The sequence below is a fragment of the Streptococcus sp. Marseille-Q6488 genome, assembly GCF_946902925.1.
Classification (GTDB): domain Bacteria; phylum Bacillota; class Bacilli; order Lactobacillales; family Streptococcaceae; genus Streptococcus.
Map to the genome: position 1 here is coordinate 1 of NZ_CAMPPZ010000014.1, position 14,342 is coordinate 14,342.

11 protein-coding genes, 1 tRNA gene and 1 rRNA gene are annotated in these 14,342 nt (G+C 42.1%); 2 read left to right on the forward strand and 11 right to left on the reverse strand.

The window, feature by feature from the left end; translation table 11 throughout:
* The 11 genes from OVN23_RS07220 to argR all read right to left on the reverse strand — a co-directional run.
* Nucleotides 1-79 (reverse strand): 16S ribosomal RNA (locus tag OVN23_RS07220); the annotation flags it as partial.
* A gap of 243 nt (nt 80-322) precedes the next feature.
* Nucleotides 323-394 (reverse strand) — tRNA-Glu (locus tag OVN23_RS07225).
* A gap of 111 nt (nt 395-505) precedes the next feature.
* Complete coding sequence (locus tag OVN23_RS07230) at nt 506-940, reverse strand: cytidine deaminase family protein (RefSeq protein ID WP_049515878.1); 435 nt, start codon at nt 938-940, stop codon at nt 506-508.
* A 13-nt stretch (nt 941-953) separates the two neighbouring features.
* On the reverse strand, nt 954-2,414 hold the full coding sequence (gltX, locus tag OVN23_RS07235) for a glutamate--tRNA ligase (protein WP_049515880.1): 1,461 nt from the start codon (nt 2,412-2,414) through the stop codon (nt 954-956).
* Between the two features lie 127 nt (nt 2,415-2,541).
* On the reverse strand, nt 2,542-3,891 hold the full coding sequence (locus OVN23_RS07240) for a glucose-6-phosphate isomerase (RefSeq protein ID WP_000018268.1): 1,350 nt from the start codon (nt 3,889-3,891) through the stop codon (nt 2,542-2,544).
* 170 nt (nt 3,892-4,061) lie between these two features.
* Nucleotides 4,062-4,751, reverse strand: coding sequence for a gamma-glutamyl-gamma-aminobutyrate hydrolase family protein (locus OVN23_RS07245; protein WP_000124770.1), 690 nt, complete (start codon nt 4,749-4,751; stop codon nt 4,062-4,064).
* A gap of 20 nt (nt 4,752-4,771) precedes the next feature.
* Complete coding sequence (locus tag OVN23_RS07250) at nt 4,772-4,918, reverse strand: hypothetical protein (RefSeq protein WP_191994110.1); 147 nt, start codon at nt 4,916-4,918, stop codon at nt 4,772-4,774.
* A 122-nt stretch (nt 4,919-5,040) separates the two neighbouring features.
* Nucleotides 5,041-6,807, reverse strand: a complete 1,767-nt coding sequence (gene patB / locus OVN23_RS07255; protein ID WP_173214523.1) for a multidrug efflux ABC transporter subunit PatB — start codon at nt 6,805-6,807, stop codon at nt 5,041-5,043.
* 1 nt (nt 6,808) lies between these two features.
* Nucleotides 6,809-8,515 (reverse strand): multidrug efflux ABC transporter subunit PatA, encoded by a 1,707-nt coding sequence (patA, locus tag OVN23_RS07260; protein WP_267240887.1) that lies wholly within the window; start codon nt 8,513-8,515, stop codon nt 6,809-6,811.
* 146 nt (nt 8,516-8,661) lie between these two features.
* The gene (gene mutS / locus OVN23_RS07265) at nt 8,662-11,196 is read right to left on the reverse strand and encodes a DNA mismatch repair protein MutS (RefSeq protein WP_267240888.1); all 2,535 of its coding nucleotides are present in this window, start codon (nt 11,194-11,196) and stop codon (nt 8,662-8,664) included.
* A 50-nt stretch (nt 11,197-11,246) separates the two neighbouring features.
* Nucleotides 11,247-11,693, reverse strand: a complete 447-nt coding sequence (gene argR / locus OVN23_RS07270) for an arginine repressor (RefSeq protein ID WP_001231476.1) — start codon at nt 11,691-11,693, stop codon at nt 11,247-11,249.
* Between the two features lie 135 nt (nt 11,694-11,828).
* On the opposite strand from argR, the gene argS reads away from it, so the two are divergent.
* Nucleotides 11,829-13,520, forward strand: a complete 1,692-nt coding sequence (gene argS, locus OVN23_RS07275) for an arginine--tRNA ligase (RefSeq protein WP_267240889.1) — start codon at nt 11,829-11,831, stop codon at nt 13,518-13,520.
* Nucleotides 13,521-13,975: 455 nt separating this feature from the next.
* Nucleotides 13,976-14,221 carry a hypothetical protein gene (locus OVN23_RS07280; protein WP_000084870.1) on the forward strand — a complete coding sequence of 82 codons (246 nt, stop codon included), beginning with the start codon at nt 13,976-13,978 and terminating at the stop codon, nt 14,219-14,221.
* The last annotated feature ends 121 nt before the right edge of the window (nt 14,222-14,342 follow it).

Genomic DNA, 14,342 nt, shown 5'->3' on the forward strand with positions numbered 1-14,342 from the left:
TCCTCCTTCAGCGTTCTACTTGCATGTATTAGGCACGCCGCCAGCGTTCGTCCTGAGCCAGGATCAAACTCTCATTAAAAGTTTGAGTTCTCACTCATTTCTGTCACTGACAGATTTATTGTTTTTTTCATTGTTCAGTACTACAACCTTAGTTGTAGTGCCCTGCACATTGGTTCGTCTTGTTCAGTTTTCAAAGGTCTTTGTCACTCGCTTCTCTCAAGTGACAACTATATTAGTATATCACAGACGCTTTCGCTTGTCAACACTTTTTTGAAACTTTTTTTGATCTTTTTTCATCAAGTGCCGCAACCACAACATACCATAGTCCGTACGGGATTCGAACCCGTGTTACCGCCGTGAAAAGGCGGTGTCTTAACCCCTTGACCAACGGACCTGAGCTGTTATTTTCAACTCTTACTATTATACAGACTTTTTCTAACTTGTCAACAACTTTTTTTATCTTTTTTCAAATTAAGTAAAAAGAGCCAGAATTATACTGACTCTTCTATTGATTATTAAACTTAGAAGCACGTTCTTCTCCCCACCAATATGGGATTAGTTCTGCGATTTTCACCGTCTTTCTTGTATCGTAGTCCATCATGAATTCTGCGTCCTTATTTTCAGCGTTCAACTCTAAGAGGAACTCTCTGCAAGCGCCACAAGGCATACCCGAACTTCCACCATAAGGTGGTTTGTCTCGAAAGGCTAAGACTTTTTTAACCTTAGTTTGTCCCGAGAATTGATACATATTAAAGAGTGCCGCACGCTCTGCGCAGAGATGGAAAACACCACAGGTTCCCTCCATACAGAAACCTGTAAATATTTGTCCATCTTCTGCTTCTACTGCGGCTACGACATGGTTAGCATAAACAAAATCAGATACTTCATGTGGATTATATAATTTCTGTGCTTCTTCGTACATCTTTTCCCAGATGTCCATTATTACATCCTTCTTATTTAGAGATTTCTTTTAACATATTTTCGATATGCTGGATTGATTTTTTACGGCCTAACAAAAAGATCGTATCTGGCAATTCTGGACCATGCATTTCACCTGAAACAGCAATACGAATAGGCATGAAAAGATTTTTCCCTTTAATACCTGTTTCTTTTTGGACAGCTTTGATTTGTGGGAAAATATTTTCTGTCACAAATTCTGCATCTGTCATCGCTTCAAGTTTTGCTTTAAAGGCTTCAAGAACTGTTGGGACTGTTTCACCCGCCATGACTTCACGCTCTGCTTCGGTCAATTCTGGGAAATCTGAGAAGAAGAGATCTGTCAATGGGATAATCTCATCTACTGATTTCATTTGTGGTTTATATAGCTCAACTAATTTTTCAGCCTTGTCAGTTAAACGGCCTGCTTCCTCTAAGAATGGTTTTGCCATTTCAAAGATAGTTTCTAGGTCTGCATTCTTGATATAGTCATTGCTCATCCAGTCGAGTTTTTTCTGGTCAAAGGCTGCTGGAGACTTGCTCAGGCGGTTTTCATCGAAAAGTTTAATGAGTTCTTCACGAGAGAAGATTTCATCTTCGCCACCTGGGTTCCAACCAAGAAGAGCAATAAAGTTAAAGACTGCTTCTGGTAAATAACCTTTTTTACGGTAGTCTTCGATAAACTGAAGGGTGTTGGTGTCACGTTTAGACAATTTTTTCCCAGTTTCAGAGTTGATAATCAAGGTCATATGACCGAACTCTGGAGCTTCCCAACCAAGTGCTTCATAGACCATAAGCTGTTTTGGTGTGTTGGCAATGTGGTCGTCTCCACGGATAACATGGGAGATTTGCATATCATGGTCATCGATGACAACGGCAAAGTTGTAAGTTGGGTAACCGTCTTTCTTTTGGATAACCCAGTCACCACCGATATTGCCACCTTCAAATTCGATATCACCTTTGACCATATCATGCCACTTGTAGATACCTGACTCATTGACAGCCAAACGAACCGTTGGGATGATTCCTGCTGCTTCACGTTCTGAGATGTAAGCCGCTTTTTCCTCTTCACTCATGCCAAGGTATTCATTGATATAGCGTGGTGTTTCACCAGCTGCTTCTTGGCGTTCGCGTTCAGCTGCCAACTCTTCTTCTGTAACGTAAGATTTGTAGGCTTTTCCTTCAGCTAACAGTTGGTCGATGTATTTTTGATACAAGTCCAAACGCTCAGACTGGCGGTAATTTTCATGTGTTTCTGGGCTTTCATCCCAATCCATACCTAACCAGCGAAGGTTTTCAAGTTGTGAACGTTCACCATCCTCGACATGACGTTTACGGTCAGTATCTTCGATACGAATGATAAAAGTTCCACCATGATGACGTGCGTAAAGGTAGTTGAACAATGCTGTACGGGCATTCCCGATGTGTAGTAGTCCTGTTGGACTTGGTGCGTAACGTACGCGGATATCTTTTGACATAGTTTCTCCTATAAAGTCTCTAGGCGTCTGCCTTTTTGCTCTCTATATTATATCACAAGTCTTGGCTGAGTCCAATTTCTATGGATAAAGAGAGTAAAAAGAGTGGACAAACCACTCTTTTCTTCTATTATAGACGTGCGTTAAGTTCTTTGCTCAATTCTTCAAATCCTGGTTTTCCAAGGAGGGCAAACATGTTACGTTTGTAAGCTTCAACACCTGGTTGGTCAAATGGGTTGATAGCATTCAAGTAACCTGAAAGGGCGATAGCCAATTCGAAGAAGTAGATAGTGTAACCAAGAGTGAAAGCATCTTGCTCTGGAAGAGTCACGTACATGTTTGGTACATCACCATCTGTGTGGGCAAGAAGAACACCATCAGTCGCTTTTTTGTTTACAAAGTCAACGTCTTTTCCTTGAAGGTAACCAAGTCCATCAAGATCTTCTTCCAAGCTAGGAATAATCACGTTTTTACGAGGTTTGTCAACACGGACAACTGTTTCAAACATGATACGAGTTCCTTCTTGGATAAATTGACCAAGTGAGTGCAAGTCAGTTGAGAAGTTGGCTGAAGTTGGGTAGATACCTTTTTGGTCTTTTCCTTCTGATTCACCAGCCAATTGTTTCCACCATTCTGAGAAGTATTGAAGTGATGGCTCATAGTTTACCAAGATTTCAGTTGCATAGCCTTTACGGTAAAGGATGTTACGAACAGCTGCATATTGGTAAGCTTCGTTTTCAGAGATTTTGTCTGAAGTGTAGTCTTTGCGAGCTGCGTTAGCACCTTCCATAAGGGCTTTGATGTCAGCTCCTGAAGCAGCGATTGGAAGCAAACCAACAGCTGTCAATACTGAGAAGCGTCCACCGATGTCATCTGGAACAACAAATGTTTCCCAACCGTTAGCATCTGCTTCAACCTTAACAGCACCTTTTTGGCGGTCAGTTGTTGCATAGATACGTTTGTTAGCTTCTTCTTGACCGTATTTCTTAACCAAAAGTTCTTTGAAGACACGGAAAGCAATCGCTGGTTCAGTTGTTGTACCTGATTTAGAAATCACGTTTACTGAGAAGTCTTTGTCAGCTACATACTCTACTAAGTCAGCAAGGTAAGTAGATGAGATTGAGTTTCCTGCGTAAAGGATTTGTGGAGCTTTGCGTTCTTCTTTTGTTTGCAAGTTAGCAAAGTGGTGGTTCAAGAAGTCGATTGCTGCTTTGGCACCAAGGTAAGATCCACCGATACCGATTACAACCAAAACATCGCTGTCTGATTTGATTTGCTCAGCAGCTTTCAAGATGCGGTCAAATTCTTCACGGTCGTAGTTTTCAGGAAGGTCCAACCATCCCAAAAAGTCGCTACCAGCACCAGTTCCTTTACGGATCAATTCATCTGCTGCTGTTACTTGTGATTGCATGTATTCCACTTCATGTGGTGCAACAAATTTGTCTAAAACTTTTGAATAATCAAATTTAATATGTGACATGTTATTCCTCCAATATTTCTTCTTTTCTATCATAACGCTTACCTTCGTTTTTTTCAAGTTTTTTTGTCGAATTTCTCCAATTTTTATCAGAATTCAAACGTTTGCGTAAAAATCCCACATTCCAAAAATTTTGAAAAAATAAAAGAAAGAACGACTAGATGTTCCAGTCGTTACAGTTCATTCAATAAATACTCAAATAATTCTAAATTGCCATCTTCTTCATTAACCAGAAACTCTGGATGCCACTGTAAACCGATAATGCGGTGCTCGTCGATAGACTCAATCGCTTCAATAGTTTGGTCTCTTGGATCAATAGCAGTTACACGGAAATTAGGTGCCAAATCTTTAATGCTTTGACGATGGACGGAGTTGACCTGACTTTCTTTCCCAAATAGCTTAGCCACCACGCTTCCTTCTACTGTCTCAATAGAGTGAGATGTTCCGAAAGGTAGCCCTTGCCAGTGACCTTCGATTTCTTGATTGAGGGTTCCACCAAAGGCAACATTGACAAGTTGAACACCGCGACAGATTGCCATAATTGGTTTATTCTGACGAAGCGCTTCTTTCAAGAGGGCCAATTCAAATTCATCACGCACTAGATTGTAATCATCGCTCTCGATGGTCTTTTTCTCTCCATAAAACTGAGGGTGGACATTTTGACCGCCTGTCAAAATGAGTTTGTCAATCATTTCCACATAATCGCGTACAACTGACTCATCACCAACAGGAATGACTAAAGGGAGACCACCGACTTGACGAATGCTCTCTGCGAATCTACAAGATACAGATGAATGAATGTTTTTGCCTTCTGCGTCTACGGGACATAGATTTGCAGCAACTCCTACAACCGTTCTAGCCATGATGTCTCTCCTTTCGAATATTAATACTCTTCGAAAATCTCTTCAAACCACGTCAGCGTCGCCTTACCGTAGGTATGGTTACTGACTTCGTCAGTTCTATCCACAACCTCAAAGCAGTGCTTTGAGCAACCTGCGACTAGTTTCCTAGTTTGCTCTTTGATTTTCATTGAGTATAACGATAGTCCTATCATATCACTCAAAAAGCCTTTCGTCTAATATGTTTTTTTTAAGGCTGTGATAAAAATTTTTTATGGGCAAGAAAAAGCTGCCCACATAGGACAACTTTTTCTTATTCAAAAACAAATTGATTGTGATAGAGTTCTGAGTAGAAGCCACCTAGTTTCAAAAGTTCATGGTGGTTACCGCGTTCAATGACTTCTCCATCTTTAAGGACAATAATCTGGTCTGCATTGAGGATGGTCTTCAAACGGTGGGCAATGACGAAACTGGTTCTGCCTGCTACAACCGCCTCCATGGCATGCTGAATCTTGCTTTCTGTCACCGTATCTACGTTTGAAGTGGCTTCATCGAGAATGAGAACTTCTGGATCTGTCATCAAGGTTCGAGCGATAGAAATCAATTGTTTCTGCCCTGTCGAGAAGATGCTCTGGTCATCATCGATAAGAGTATCGTACTTATCAGGCAAGCTTTCGATGTAGTCGTGGATATGGGTTGCCTTGGCTGCTGCCTCAACCATTTCTTGACTAGCATCTGGCACACCAAAACGGATATTGTCTCGAATCGTTCCGCTAAACAAGACCGAATCCTGCAAGACAATTCCCACCTTGCTTCTGAGACTATCCAAATCATAGTCACGGATGTCTTTGCCATCAAAATAAATACCACCAGCATCAACATCATAAAAGCGATTGATGAGGTTCATAATAGTCGTTTTCCCTGACCCTGTCGGCCCAACAACCGCTGTCATCTGACCTTTCGGAGCGGAAATGCTGACATCTTTCAAAATAGGTTTATCAGGCAAATATGAGAAATCAATGTGGCTGATTTCAACACCTTCTTGCAACTTAGTGAAGATTGGAGCCTTTTCAGGTCGGATTTCTTCCTCTGCGTCAAACATTTCCTGAATCCGTTCAGCACCTGTAAAGGCTAACTGAAGGCTTCCCCAACTAGCTGCAACTTGGATAATAGGCTGGTAGTACTGCTGTGAAAATTGGGCAAACATAACAATCAAACCTAGGGCTGTACTTGTTTCAATAGACTTATCATTCAAAAGTACAGCTGAACCAGCAAAGATGACGATGGCTGTATTAACCAGGCTCATCCCATTCATGACAGGGAAAAGAATTCCTGAGAACATTCTTCCTTTAAAGGTCGCCTTGCGCACGCGCTCATTTTGTTCAAGAAATCCTGCCATCATATCCTCTTGAATTCCTTGCACAATAACAGCTTTTTGACCTGAAATACTCTCGTCCATATAGGCGTTGAGCTTCCCTACCTCTTTCTGCTGGAGGTTGGTGTATTTGCGTGCCATTTTCACGATGAAAATCAGCATGAGGAAGGCTACTGGTGTGCTGGCAATAGTGATGAGGGCCAGGGTTACATTTCTCGAAAACATGACAAGAATCAGACCAATGTATAAAACAATATTACTCATGACCTGAACCAGACTTTCATTAAAGGCTTGGAGGATATTATCCAAATCACTAGTAAAACGAGATAGGATATCGCCATCTTGTCGGCGGTCAAAGAAAGAAACCGTCAACCGAGCAAGCTTACCGAAGAGGCCTTTGCGCATCTCGTTGGTCGACTCTGCAATCACGCGCGTCATGAGACACATGTATATGACACTGGAGATAAAGAGAACCAAAACCAGCAGACCAAGATTGACCATGATTCCTGATAGGCTTTGCCAAACAAGTTCTGGATTGCCATCTTGATAAGCTTGAACTAAATTAGCTAACTGCGTCACTGCTTGTCCAGAAAAGACCGGAAAGAGAGCTTGGGCAAGAGTCGCCAGAACAATCATCAGGATGACGACTACAAATGATAGCTTATAGACTTTAAAATAATGCCAAAAAAATTGAACTGTCTTCATTTCACTCCTCCTTTCCTTTCTGTGTTTCGTAGATTTCACGGTAAACGGCATTGTTGGCAACCAAGTCTGCATGCGTGCCTTGACCAATCAATCGTCCTTGATCCAGTACCAAGATCTTGTCTGCATGGACAACCGAGCTAATCTTTTGCGCGATGATAATGGTTGTTGTTCCCTTCAAGTCCTTATTCAAGGCTTCTTGAACTAGGCGCTCTGACTTAGCATCCAAGGCCGAGGTCGAATCGTCAAAAATCAGAATACGCGGATTGCTGACAATCCCACGCGCAATCGACATCCTTTGTTTTTGCCCACCTGAAAAGTTGGTTCCCCGTTCCTCAACTGGACTCTCAAAGGTTTTCTCCATACGATGAATGAATTCACTGGCTTGGGCAATATTGGCTGCGCGCTCCATTTCAAATAGAGTAGCATCTCCCTTACCCTGTCTCAAGTTATCAGCAATCGTTCCACTAAAGAGAATGGCACGTTGAAGAACGATAGACACTGTTTTACGCAGGGTTCCTTCACTCACTTCGCGAATATCCTTGCCTCCAATTTTGATGGCCCCTTCCTGTGGATCAAAGAGACGTGGAATCAATTGAGCCAAGGTTGACTTCCCTGCACCAGTTGCTCCAACCACACCAACCATTTGACCAGGTTCAATAGTAAAGCTCACATCTTTCAGCATCGGTTCCTTGTCCATTGGATAGGTAAAGGTCACATTTTCAAAGCTAAGACTACCGACCAACTCTTCATCTGGGACATCCTTGAAAGTCATAGCTGGCTCTGCATCCAGAATTTCTCGAATACGACGCATAGAAATCATGGCACGGCTGACAGAATTTCCCAAAAATCCAACCATAACAATGGTAAAGATAATCTGGCTTAGGTAATTGACAAAGGAAGCAATGGAGCCAACAACTGACGGATCCGACTGAACCATCCCTGCAACCAGCCAAATAGAGAGGAAGACCGCCCCGTAACCGACCAACATCATAAAGGGTTCCACTACTGAAAAGGCATAACCGATGTAAAGATTTTGACCGAGAAGCTCGTCTGAAACCTCCGTAAACTTAGCAAACTGCTCTTTTTCTTGGACAAAGGACTTGACCACACGAACACCGCGCAGATTTTCCTTAGCAATGGCATTGATGCGCTCAAGAAGGGTTTGAAACTTGGCAAAACGAGGTCCCATCATCCCCATCATGACAGCAGTCAAACCAAAAATCAAGACTACCATGAGAACAATCACCCACCACAGAGAAGGTAGGGTTTGAACCGCCAAGATAAAGGAACCGATAAACAAGAGGGGAAGTCTGAACAGAATTTGGAAGGTCATCATGACGACGTTCTGAATCTGGTTGATGTCATTTGTCATGCGAACGACTAGATTTCCCGCATTAAATTGTTCAATATTGGCATAAGAAAAGGTTTGGATTTTACGGAAGGCATCCTCTCGAAGGTCAGATGAAACTCCTTGGGCAATATAGGCTGCAAGGATAACATTGAGCCCCCCAGCAACCAGACCGATCAAGGCCACACCAATCAACCAAGCCCCGATACTATAAATAGCTTCATATTTTCCAGCAAGGAGGGCGTCTAACACTTCCTGCAGATAACGCGGTTGCAAAAGTGAACTAGCAACCATCAAGCCTGTCATCAGGAGCGAAGCTAAGGCCTGCCACTTGTAGGTTTTTATTTTCTGAATCAGCATACTTTCTCCTTAAAAAATAGACAAAAGGGAGCGACAATGTGTCAGCTCCTTCTCATTCTGTTTGTGTGATGTTATTCTAGCAAAAAAGTGGGAACTTGTCAAAGAAGTTTCCTTGATATAGCTAGAATGACTGGCAAGTCTTGACTTTATAATTTTTGTTTTAACTCAACCAATACATTCATAGCCTGCATAGGTGTCATGTTGTAAACATCTAGTTTAGACAATTCTGCTAAGATAGGATGTTCTTCAGTCGTATCAAAGAGTGAAATCTGTTCTGTGACAGCATTTGTTTGTCTCATAGGAGCAGGACTTTCTGTACCTTGACTCTCTAGTTGAGTCAAAATATTATCCGCTCTAGCTAAAAGATCTGCTGGCAAGCCAGCAATCTTAGCAACATGGATACCGTAGGATTTATCAGCTGGTCCTGGTTCAATCTTGTGAAGGAAGGTAACCTGCCCATCCTGCTCCAAGGTTGCCACGTGAACATTGACCAAGTGTTCCAAGCTAGACTCCAGACTAGTCAACTCATGGTAGTGGGTCGCAAAGAGGGTCTTGGCTCCGATATGCTCATGGATGTATTCGATGATGGACTGAGCAAGAGCCATACCGTCATAAGTTGCAGTTCCCCGTCCCAATTCATCAAAAAGAATCAAGGAATTTTTAGTCGCATGCGAAATGGCATTGTTGGCCTCCATCATCTCCACCATAAAGGTTGATTGACCTGAAACCAAGTCATCTGCTGCTCCAATACGAGTAAAGATAGCATCAAAAATCGGCAAATGGGCACTTTCTGCTGGCACATAAGAACCCAACTGAGCCATAACCGCCGTCATAGCCAGCTGGCGCATATAGGTTGACTTCCCGCTCATATTTGGCCCTGTAATCAGCTGAATACTGGTATCTTTTGCCATCTGAATCGTATTTGGAATATAGGTCTGAGCCCCCATAACCTTTTCAACGACAGCATGGCGTCCTTTCTGGATATCGATTTGTGAATCGTCACCAAACTCAGGTCGAATCAAATGCTGGGTTTCGGCCACAACTGCTAGACTTTGCAAGACATCAACTGTCGCAATTCCTTGGGCTAGAGCTTGTAAACGTTGGATGTACTTGCTGACCTCTTCACGAATACGCATAAAGATTTCATACTCTAGGTTAGCTGATTTCTCACGCGCTTCCAGTATATCTCCCTCGATACGGGCTAATTCTTCGGTTCCAAAACGTTCTGAGTTTTTCAGCGTCGCCTTGCGGAAAAAATGGGCTGGCACATTTCCCAGTTGAGAATTGGTCACATGGAAATAGTAGCCATCTTTCTTATTGTAGTCAATCTTGAGCGTGCTGATACCAGAGCTTCCTCTCTCCTTGGCCTCAATCTCAGCAATCCAACCAGTCCCTTCTCTGAGAACGCGACGGTACTTATCTAAAGTCTCATCAAATCCAGTCCGGATGATTCCTCCATCCGTAATCACATGAGGAGCCTCAGGAGCAATCGCTGAGCTAATCAAACTCTCCAACTCTGGAATGGCATCTAGTTGTTCGATGAGATAGGCTAGAGCAGGTTGTTCCATCCCTTCTAAAATCGCACGAATCCTTGGCACACTGGACAAGGTGGTCGCCAACTGCAAGAGATCCTTGGGATTGGTTTTGCCAAAAGAAACACGACTAGCCAAGCGCTCAATGTCATAAACACCCTTGAGACTGTCTGTCAAATCACTGCGCTCAAAGAAATGGTCGAGAAAGACCTGCACCACTTCTTGACGCTGAACAATTCGTTCCTTATCAATCAAGGGGCGATGAATCCAAGACCGCAAGAGACGCATTCCCATAGCAGTTTTGGTTTCATCCAAAAGCCAGAAAAGACTGCCTTGCTTCTTGCCCGAACGAGCATTCTCAACCAAATCCAGACTAGCCTTGGTCGCATAATCCATCTGCAAGAAATCCTTGATTTCATAGCGGATAACAGGTTTGAGGTGGTTCAATTCCCTCATCTGAGTCCGATGAACATACTGGAGCAATTTACTAGATGCCTCTTGCTCCACAGATGCCAATCGTGAATCCAGTAAATGAAGGTCTTCAAAGCCTTCTTTTTCATAGGAAAGTACCAGATTCATCTGACGACTAAGGATTTGTTCCTCTTCCTCAGACAAGTCATAACCCAACACTACTTCGCGCGCCTTGAGATTGCGGATTTCCCCACAAACTAGCGTGAAATCCAAAAGACCTGTCACATAAAAATCACCCGTCACTAGGTCCATATAAGCGAGGCCAAATTGATTGCCTTCGCGGTCTATGGCAACCAAGAAATTGTTCTGACTGTCCGGCTTACTGCTATCAACCACTGTCCCTGGCGTAATGACCTGAACAACCTCTCGTTTCACAACCCCAACTGCTTGTTTAGGATCTTCCATCTGCTCTGCAATGGCTACCTTATAGCCCTGCTCAATTAAGACATCAATGTACTGTTGGGCAGAATGATAGGGGACACCTGCCATAGGAATCGGATTGTCGGCATTCTTGTTGCGACTCGTTAAGGAAATTTCCAGAATCTGCGCAGCATTGACCGCATCCTCATAAAATAATTCATAAAAATCACCCATCCGAAAGAGCAAAAACGCATCTGGATATTGCTTTTTAATATCCACATACTGTTGCATGCCGGGTGATAGCTTCTCTGTCGCCATTTTTCGTCTCTCCTTGTCAAAAATAAGTCTTGAGAGCAACTCTCAAGACCTTACTTATCTTTCATCAAATCTAGCAAACGATCTTCCATGAGTTTGGCAACGTGCTGGTCTCGACAAATAACCAATAAGGTATTGGCACCAGCAACTGTTCCTAAAATCCATTCATCCTTGTTTGCATCTACAATATTTGCCAAAACAGAGGCTTCTCCCAATTTGGTATGAAGTACCAAGGTAAACTCTGCTCTTGCAACACCTTCTAAATGATGAGACAAAAATTCAACCAAATCAATCTTTTCTGTCTCATTTGCTAGTACATAATACACCATATCATTTTTCTTGACCTTGGTCAAGCCGATTTCGCGCAAATCACGAGACAGGGTTGTCTGCGTCACAAAAACATTGTGCGCCTCCAACCGATCTTGAATTTCTTTTTGTGTACTTAATTTCTCCTCAGTAATCATTTTTTTTATTAACTGATGACGATCTCTTTTTCTCATAAAATCCTCTTATATGCATATTTATAACTAATTTTATAACTATATTATACCAAAAAAATAGGAGATTTCAAAAATTTTTTCTTCTTTCTTTAAAATTGTGATAAAATAGTAGAAAAGTCCAAAAAGGAGCTCTTAATGAATACAAAAGAATTGATTGCTAGCGAATTGGCTAGCGTCATTGATAGCCTGGACCAAGAGGCTATTTTAAATTTACTGGAAACCCCTAAAAACTCAGAAATGGGAGACATTGCTTTCCCTGCTTTTTCTCTTGCAAAAGTCGAACGTAAAGCACCTCAAATGATTGCGGCTGAACTGGCTGAAAAAATTAACAGCCAAGCCTTTGAAAAAGTTGTTGCAACAGGACCTTACGTCAACTTTTTCCTTGATAAATCTGCCATTTCTGCTCAAGTATTGCAAGCTGTTATCACTGAAAAAGAGCACTATGCTGACCAAAATATTGGTAAACAAGAAAATGTTGTTATCGATATGTCTAGTCCCAATATCGCTAAACCATTTTCTATTGGTCACCTGCGCTCAACTGTTATCGGAGATAGCTTGTCACATATTTTCCAAAAAATCGGTTATCAAACGGTCAAGGTCAACCATTTGGGAGACTGGGGTAAACAGTTTGGGATGCTGATTGTTGCCTACAAAAAATGGGGCGACGAAGAAGCTGTAAAAGCTCATCCAATCGATGAACTTCTTAAACTCTATGTCCGCATCAATGCTGAAGCTGAAAATGACCCTAGCTTGGATGAAGAAGCACGCGAATGGTTCCGTAAACTTGAAAATGGAGATGAGGAAGCTCTCGCTCTTTGGCAATGGTTCCGTGACGAAAGTTTGGTAGAATTTAACCGCCTTTACAATGAATTGCAAGTCGAATTTGACAGCTATAACGGAGAAGCCTTCTACAACGATAAGATGGATGCAGTTGTAGACATTCTTTCTGAAAAAGGCCTTCTTGTTGAGTCAGAAGGTGCCCAAGTTGTGAATCTTGAGAAATATGGAATTGAACATCCAGCCCTCATCAAGAAATCTGATGGTGCAACTCTCTATATTACACGTGACTTGGCTGCAGCCCTTTACCGTAAAAATGAATACCAATTTGCTAAATCTATCTACGTCGTTGGCCAAGAACAATCTGCCCACTTTAAACAGCTCAAAGCTGTCTTGCAAGAAATGGGCTACGACTGGAGTAACGACATTACTCACGTTCCTTTTGGTTTAGTTACAAAAGAGGGGAAAAAACTCTCCACTCGTAAAGGGAATGTCATCTTGCTAGAACCAACTGTTGCAGAGGCCGTTAGTCGTGCCAAGGCCCAAATCGAGGCTAAAAATCCTGAACTTGAAAACAAAGACCAGGTAGCGCATGCTGTTGGGGTTGGAGCCATTAAATTCTATGACCTCAAAACCGACCGTACAAATGGATACGACTTCGACTTAGAGGCTATGGTATCCTTCGAGGGTGAAACTGGACCTTATGTTCAATACGCCTACGCTCGTATCCAATCTATCTTGCGCAAAGCAGATTTCAAACCAGAAACAGCTGGCAACTATAGCTTGAATGATGCTGAAAGTTGGGAAATCATCAAACTCATCCAAGACTTCCCACGTATTATCAACCGTTCGGCGGATAACTTTGAACCTTCTATCATTGCTAAATTTGCAATTAGTCTGGCTCAAGCCTTCAACAAATACTATGCACATACGCGCATCTTGGATGAAAGTCCAGAACGCGACAGCCGTCTAGCCCTTAGCTACGCAACCGCAGTTGTTCTCAAAGAAGCCCTTCGCTTGCTTGGAGTAGAAGCTCCAGAGAAGATGTAAATCGTTACAAGAGACTGGAACTAAAGTTCCTAGTCTCTTGACGGCAATCGCTATATGGCGAATTGCCTAAACGCTTTACTAATTCACCTAACCAAATAATATCGATTTGGTTAGGCTCATGTCGTAATCTTTTAATTACTTGATTGTAAAGCAATCTAAGTAACTAACACCAAATCCTATCAGGTATTTGGCCAGGCGCTTCACTAGTTCTGTGACATAATATTATCGATTTATGTTCCAGAACGTCGTAATCTTAAAGTTATTGGAACTAAAGTTCCTAATTGTTAGACGCTAGCCGCTTATATGCGGACTAGCTAACTGCTTCACTAGCCATGGCTCCTAAATATAATCGATTTAGAGGCCATGACGTCGTAACTATGGCGATTGATTTGCCTAATCGCTTCACTAATTCAATCTACTCACTACTACTTCTTTATCATACAGGGAGATTTCCTATGAGCCAATACGCTTATGTCCTCGTTGTAATTAGCTTGGTCTTCCTTTTTCTGCTCAATAAGTACGAGAAGGAGAGACTGCAAAAACTCTACCAAGAACAACTTTTAAAGGATGAAACATTTAGGACTGATATCAAAGAGAAAATTCACACGACTGAAAATATCAATGATGTCATTGCTTATATCAATAAAACTTATCATCTGGGAATGTTGCTATCAAAAGACATTACAGATCAATTGAAATAAACCTAGCTATTCTTTAAGGAATAGCAAAACCGAGACTAAGAGTTTAATACTGAGTCTCGGTTTTTATATATTTTTCAAGTAACAAAGCCACCACTCCCCATCAATGCAAGTGCAAAATCCC

Excerpts from the sequence above, each read along its gene's own strand:
- OVN23_RS07230 (WP_049515878.1), bottom strand. The coding sequence starts at position 940 with ATGGACATCTGGGAAAAGATGTACGAAGAAGCACAGAAATTATATAAT.
- OVN23_RS07280 (WP_000084870.1), top strand. The coding sequence starts at position 13,976 with ATGAGCCAATACGCTTATGTCCTCGTTGTAATTAGCTTGGTCTTCCTT.
- argR (WP_001231476.1), bottom strand. The coding sequence starts at position 11,693 with ATGAGAAAAAGAGATCGTCATCAGTTAATAAAAAAAATGATTACTGAG.
- OVN23_RS07240 (WP_000018268.1), bottom strand. The coding sequence starts at position 3,891 with ATGTCACATATTAAATTTGATTATTCAAAAGTTTTAGACAAATTTGTT.
- patB (WP_173214523.1), bottom strand. The coding sequence starts at position 6,807 with ATGAAGACAGTTCAATTTTTTTGGCATTATTTTAAAGTCTATAAGCTA.
- mutS (WP_267240888.1), bottom strand. The coding sequence starts at position 11,196 with ATGGCGACAGAGAAGCTATCACCCGGCATGCAACAGTATGTGGATATT.
- argS (WP_267240889.1), top strand. The coding sequence starts at position 11,829 with ATGAATACAAAAGAATTGATTGCTAGCGAATTGGCTAGCGTCATTGAT.
- OVN23_RS07245 (WP_000124770.1), bottom strand. The coding sequence starts at position 4,751 with ATGGCTAGAACGGTTGTAGGAGTTGCTGCAAATCTATGTCCCGTAGAC.
- patA (WP_267240887.1), bottom strand. The coding sequence starts at position 8,515 with ATGCTGATTCAGAAAATAAAAACCTACAAGTGGCAGGCCTTAGCTTCG.
- gltX (WP_049515880.1), bottom strand. The coding sequence starts at position 2,414 with ATGTCAAAAGATATCCGCGTACGTTACGCACCAAGTCCAACAGGACTA.
- OVN23_RS07250 (WP_191994110.1), bottom strand. The coding sequence starts at position 4,918 with ATGAAAATCAAAGAGCAAACTAGGAAACTAGTCGCAGGTTGCTCAAAG.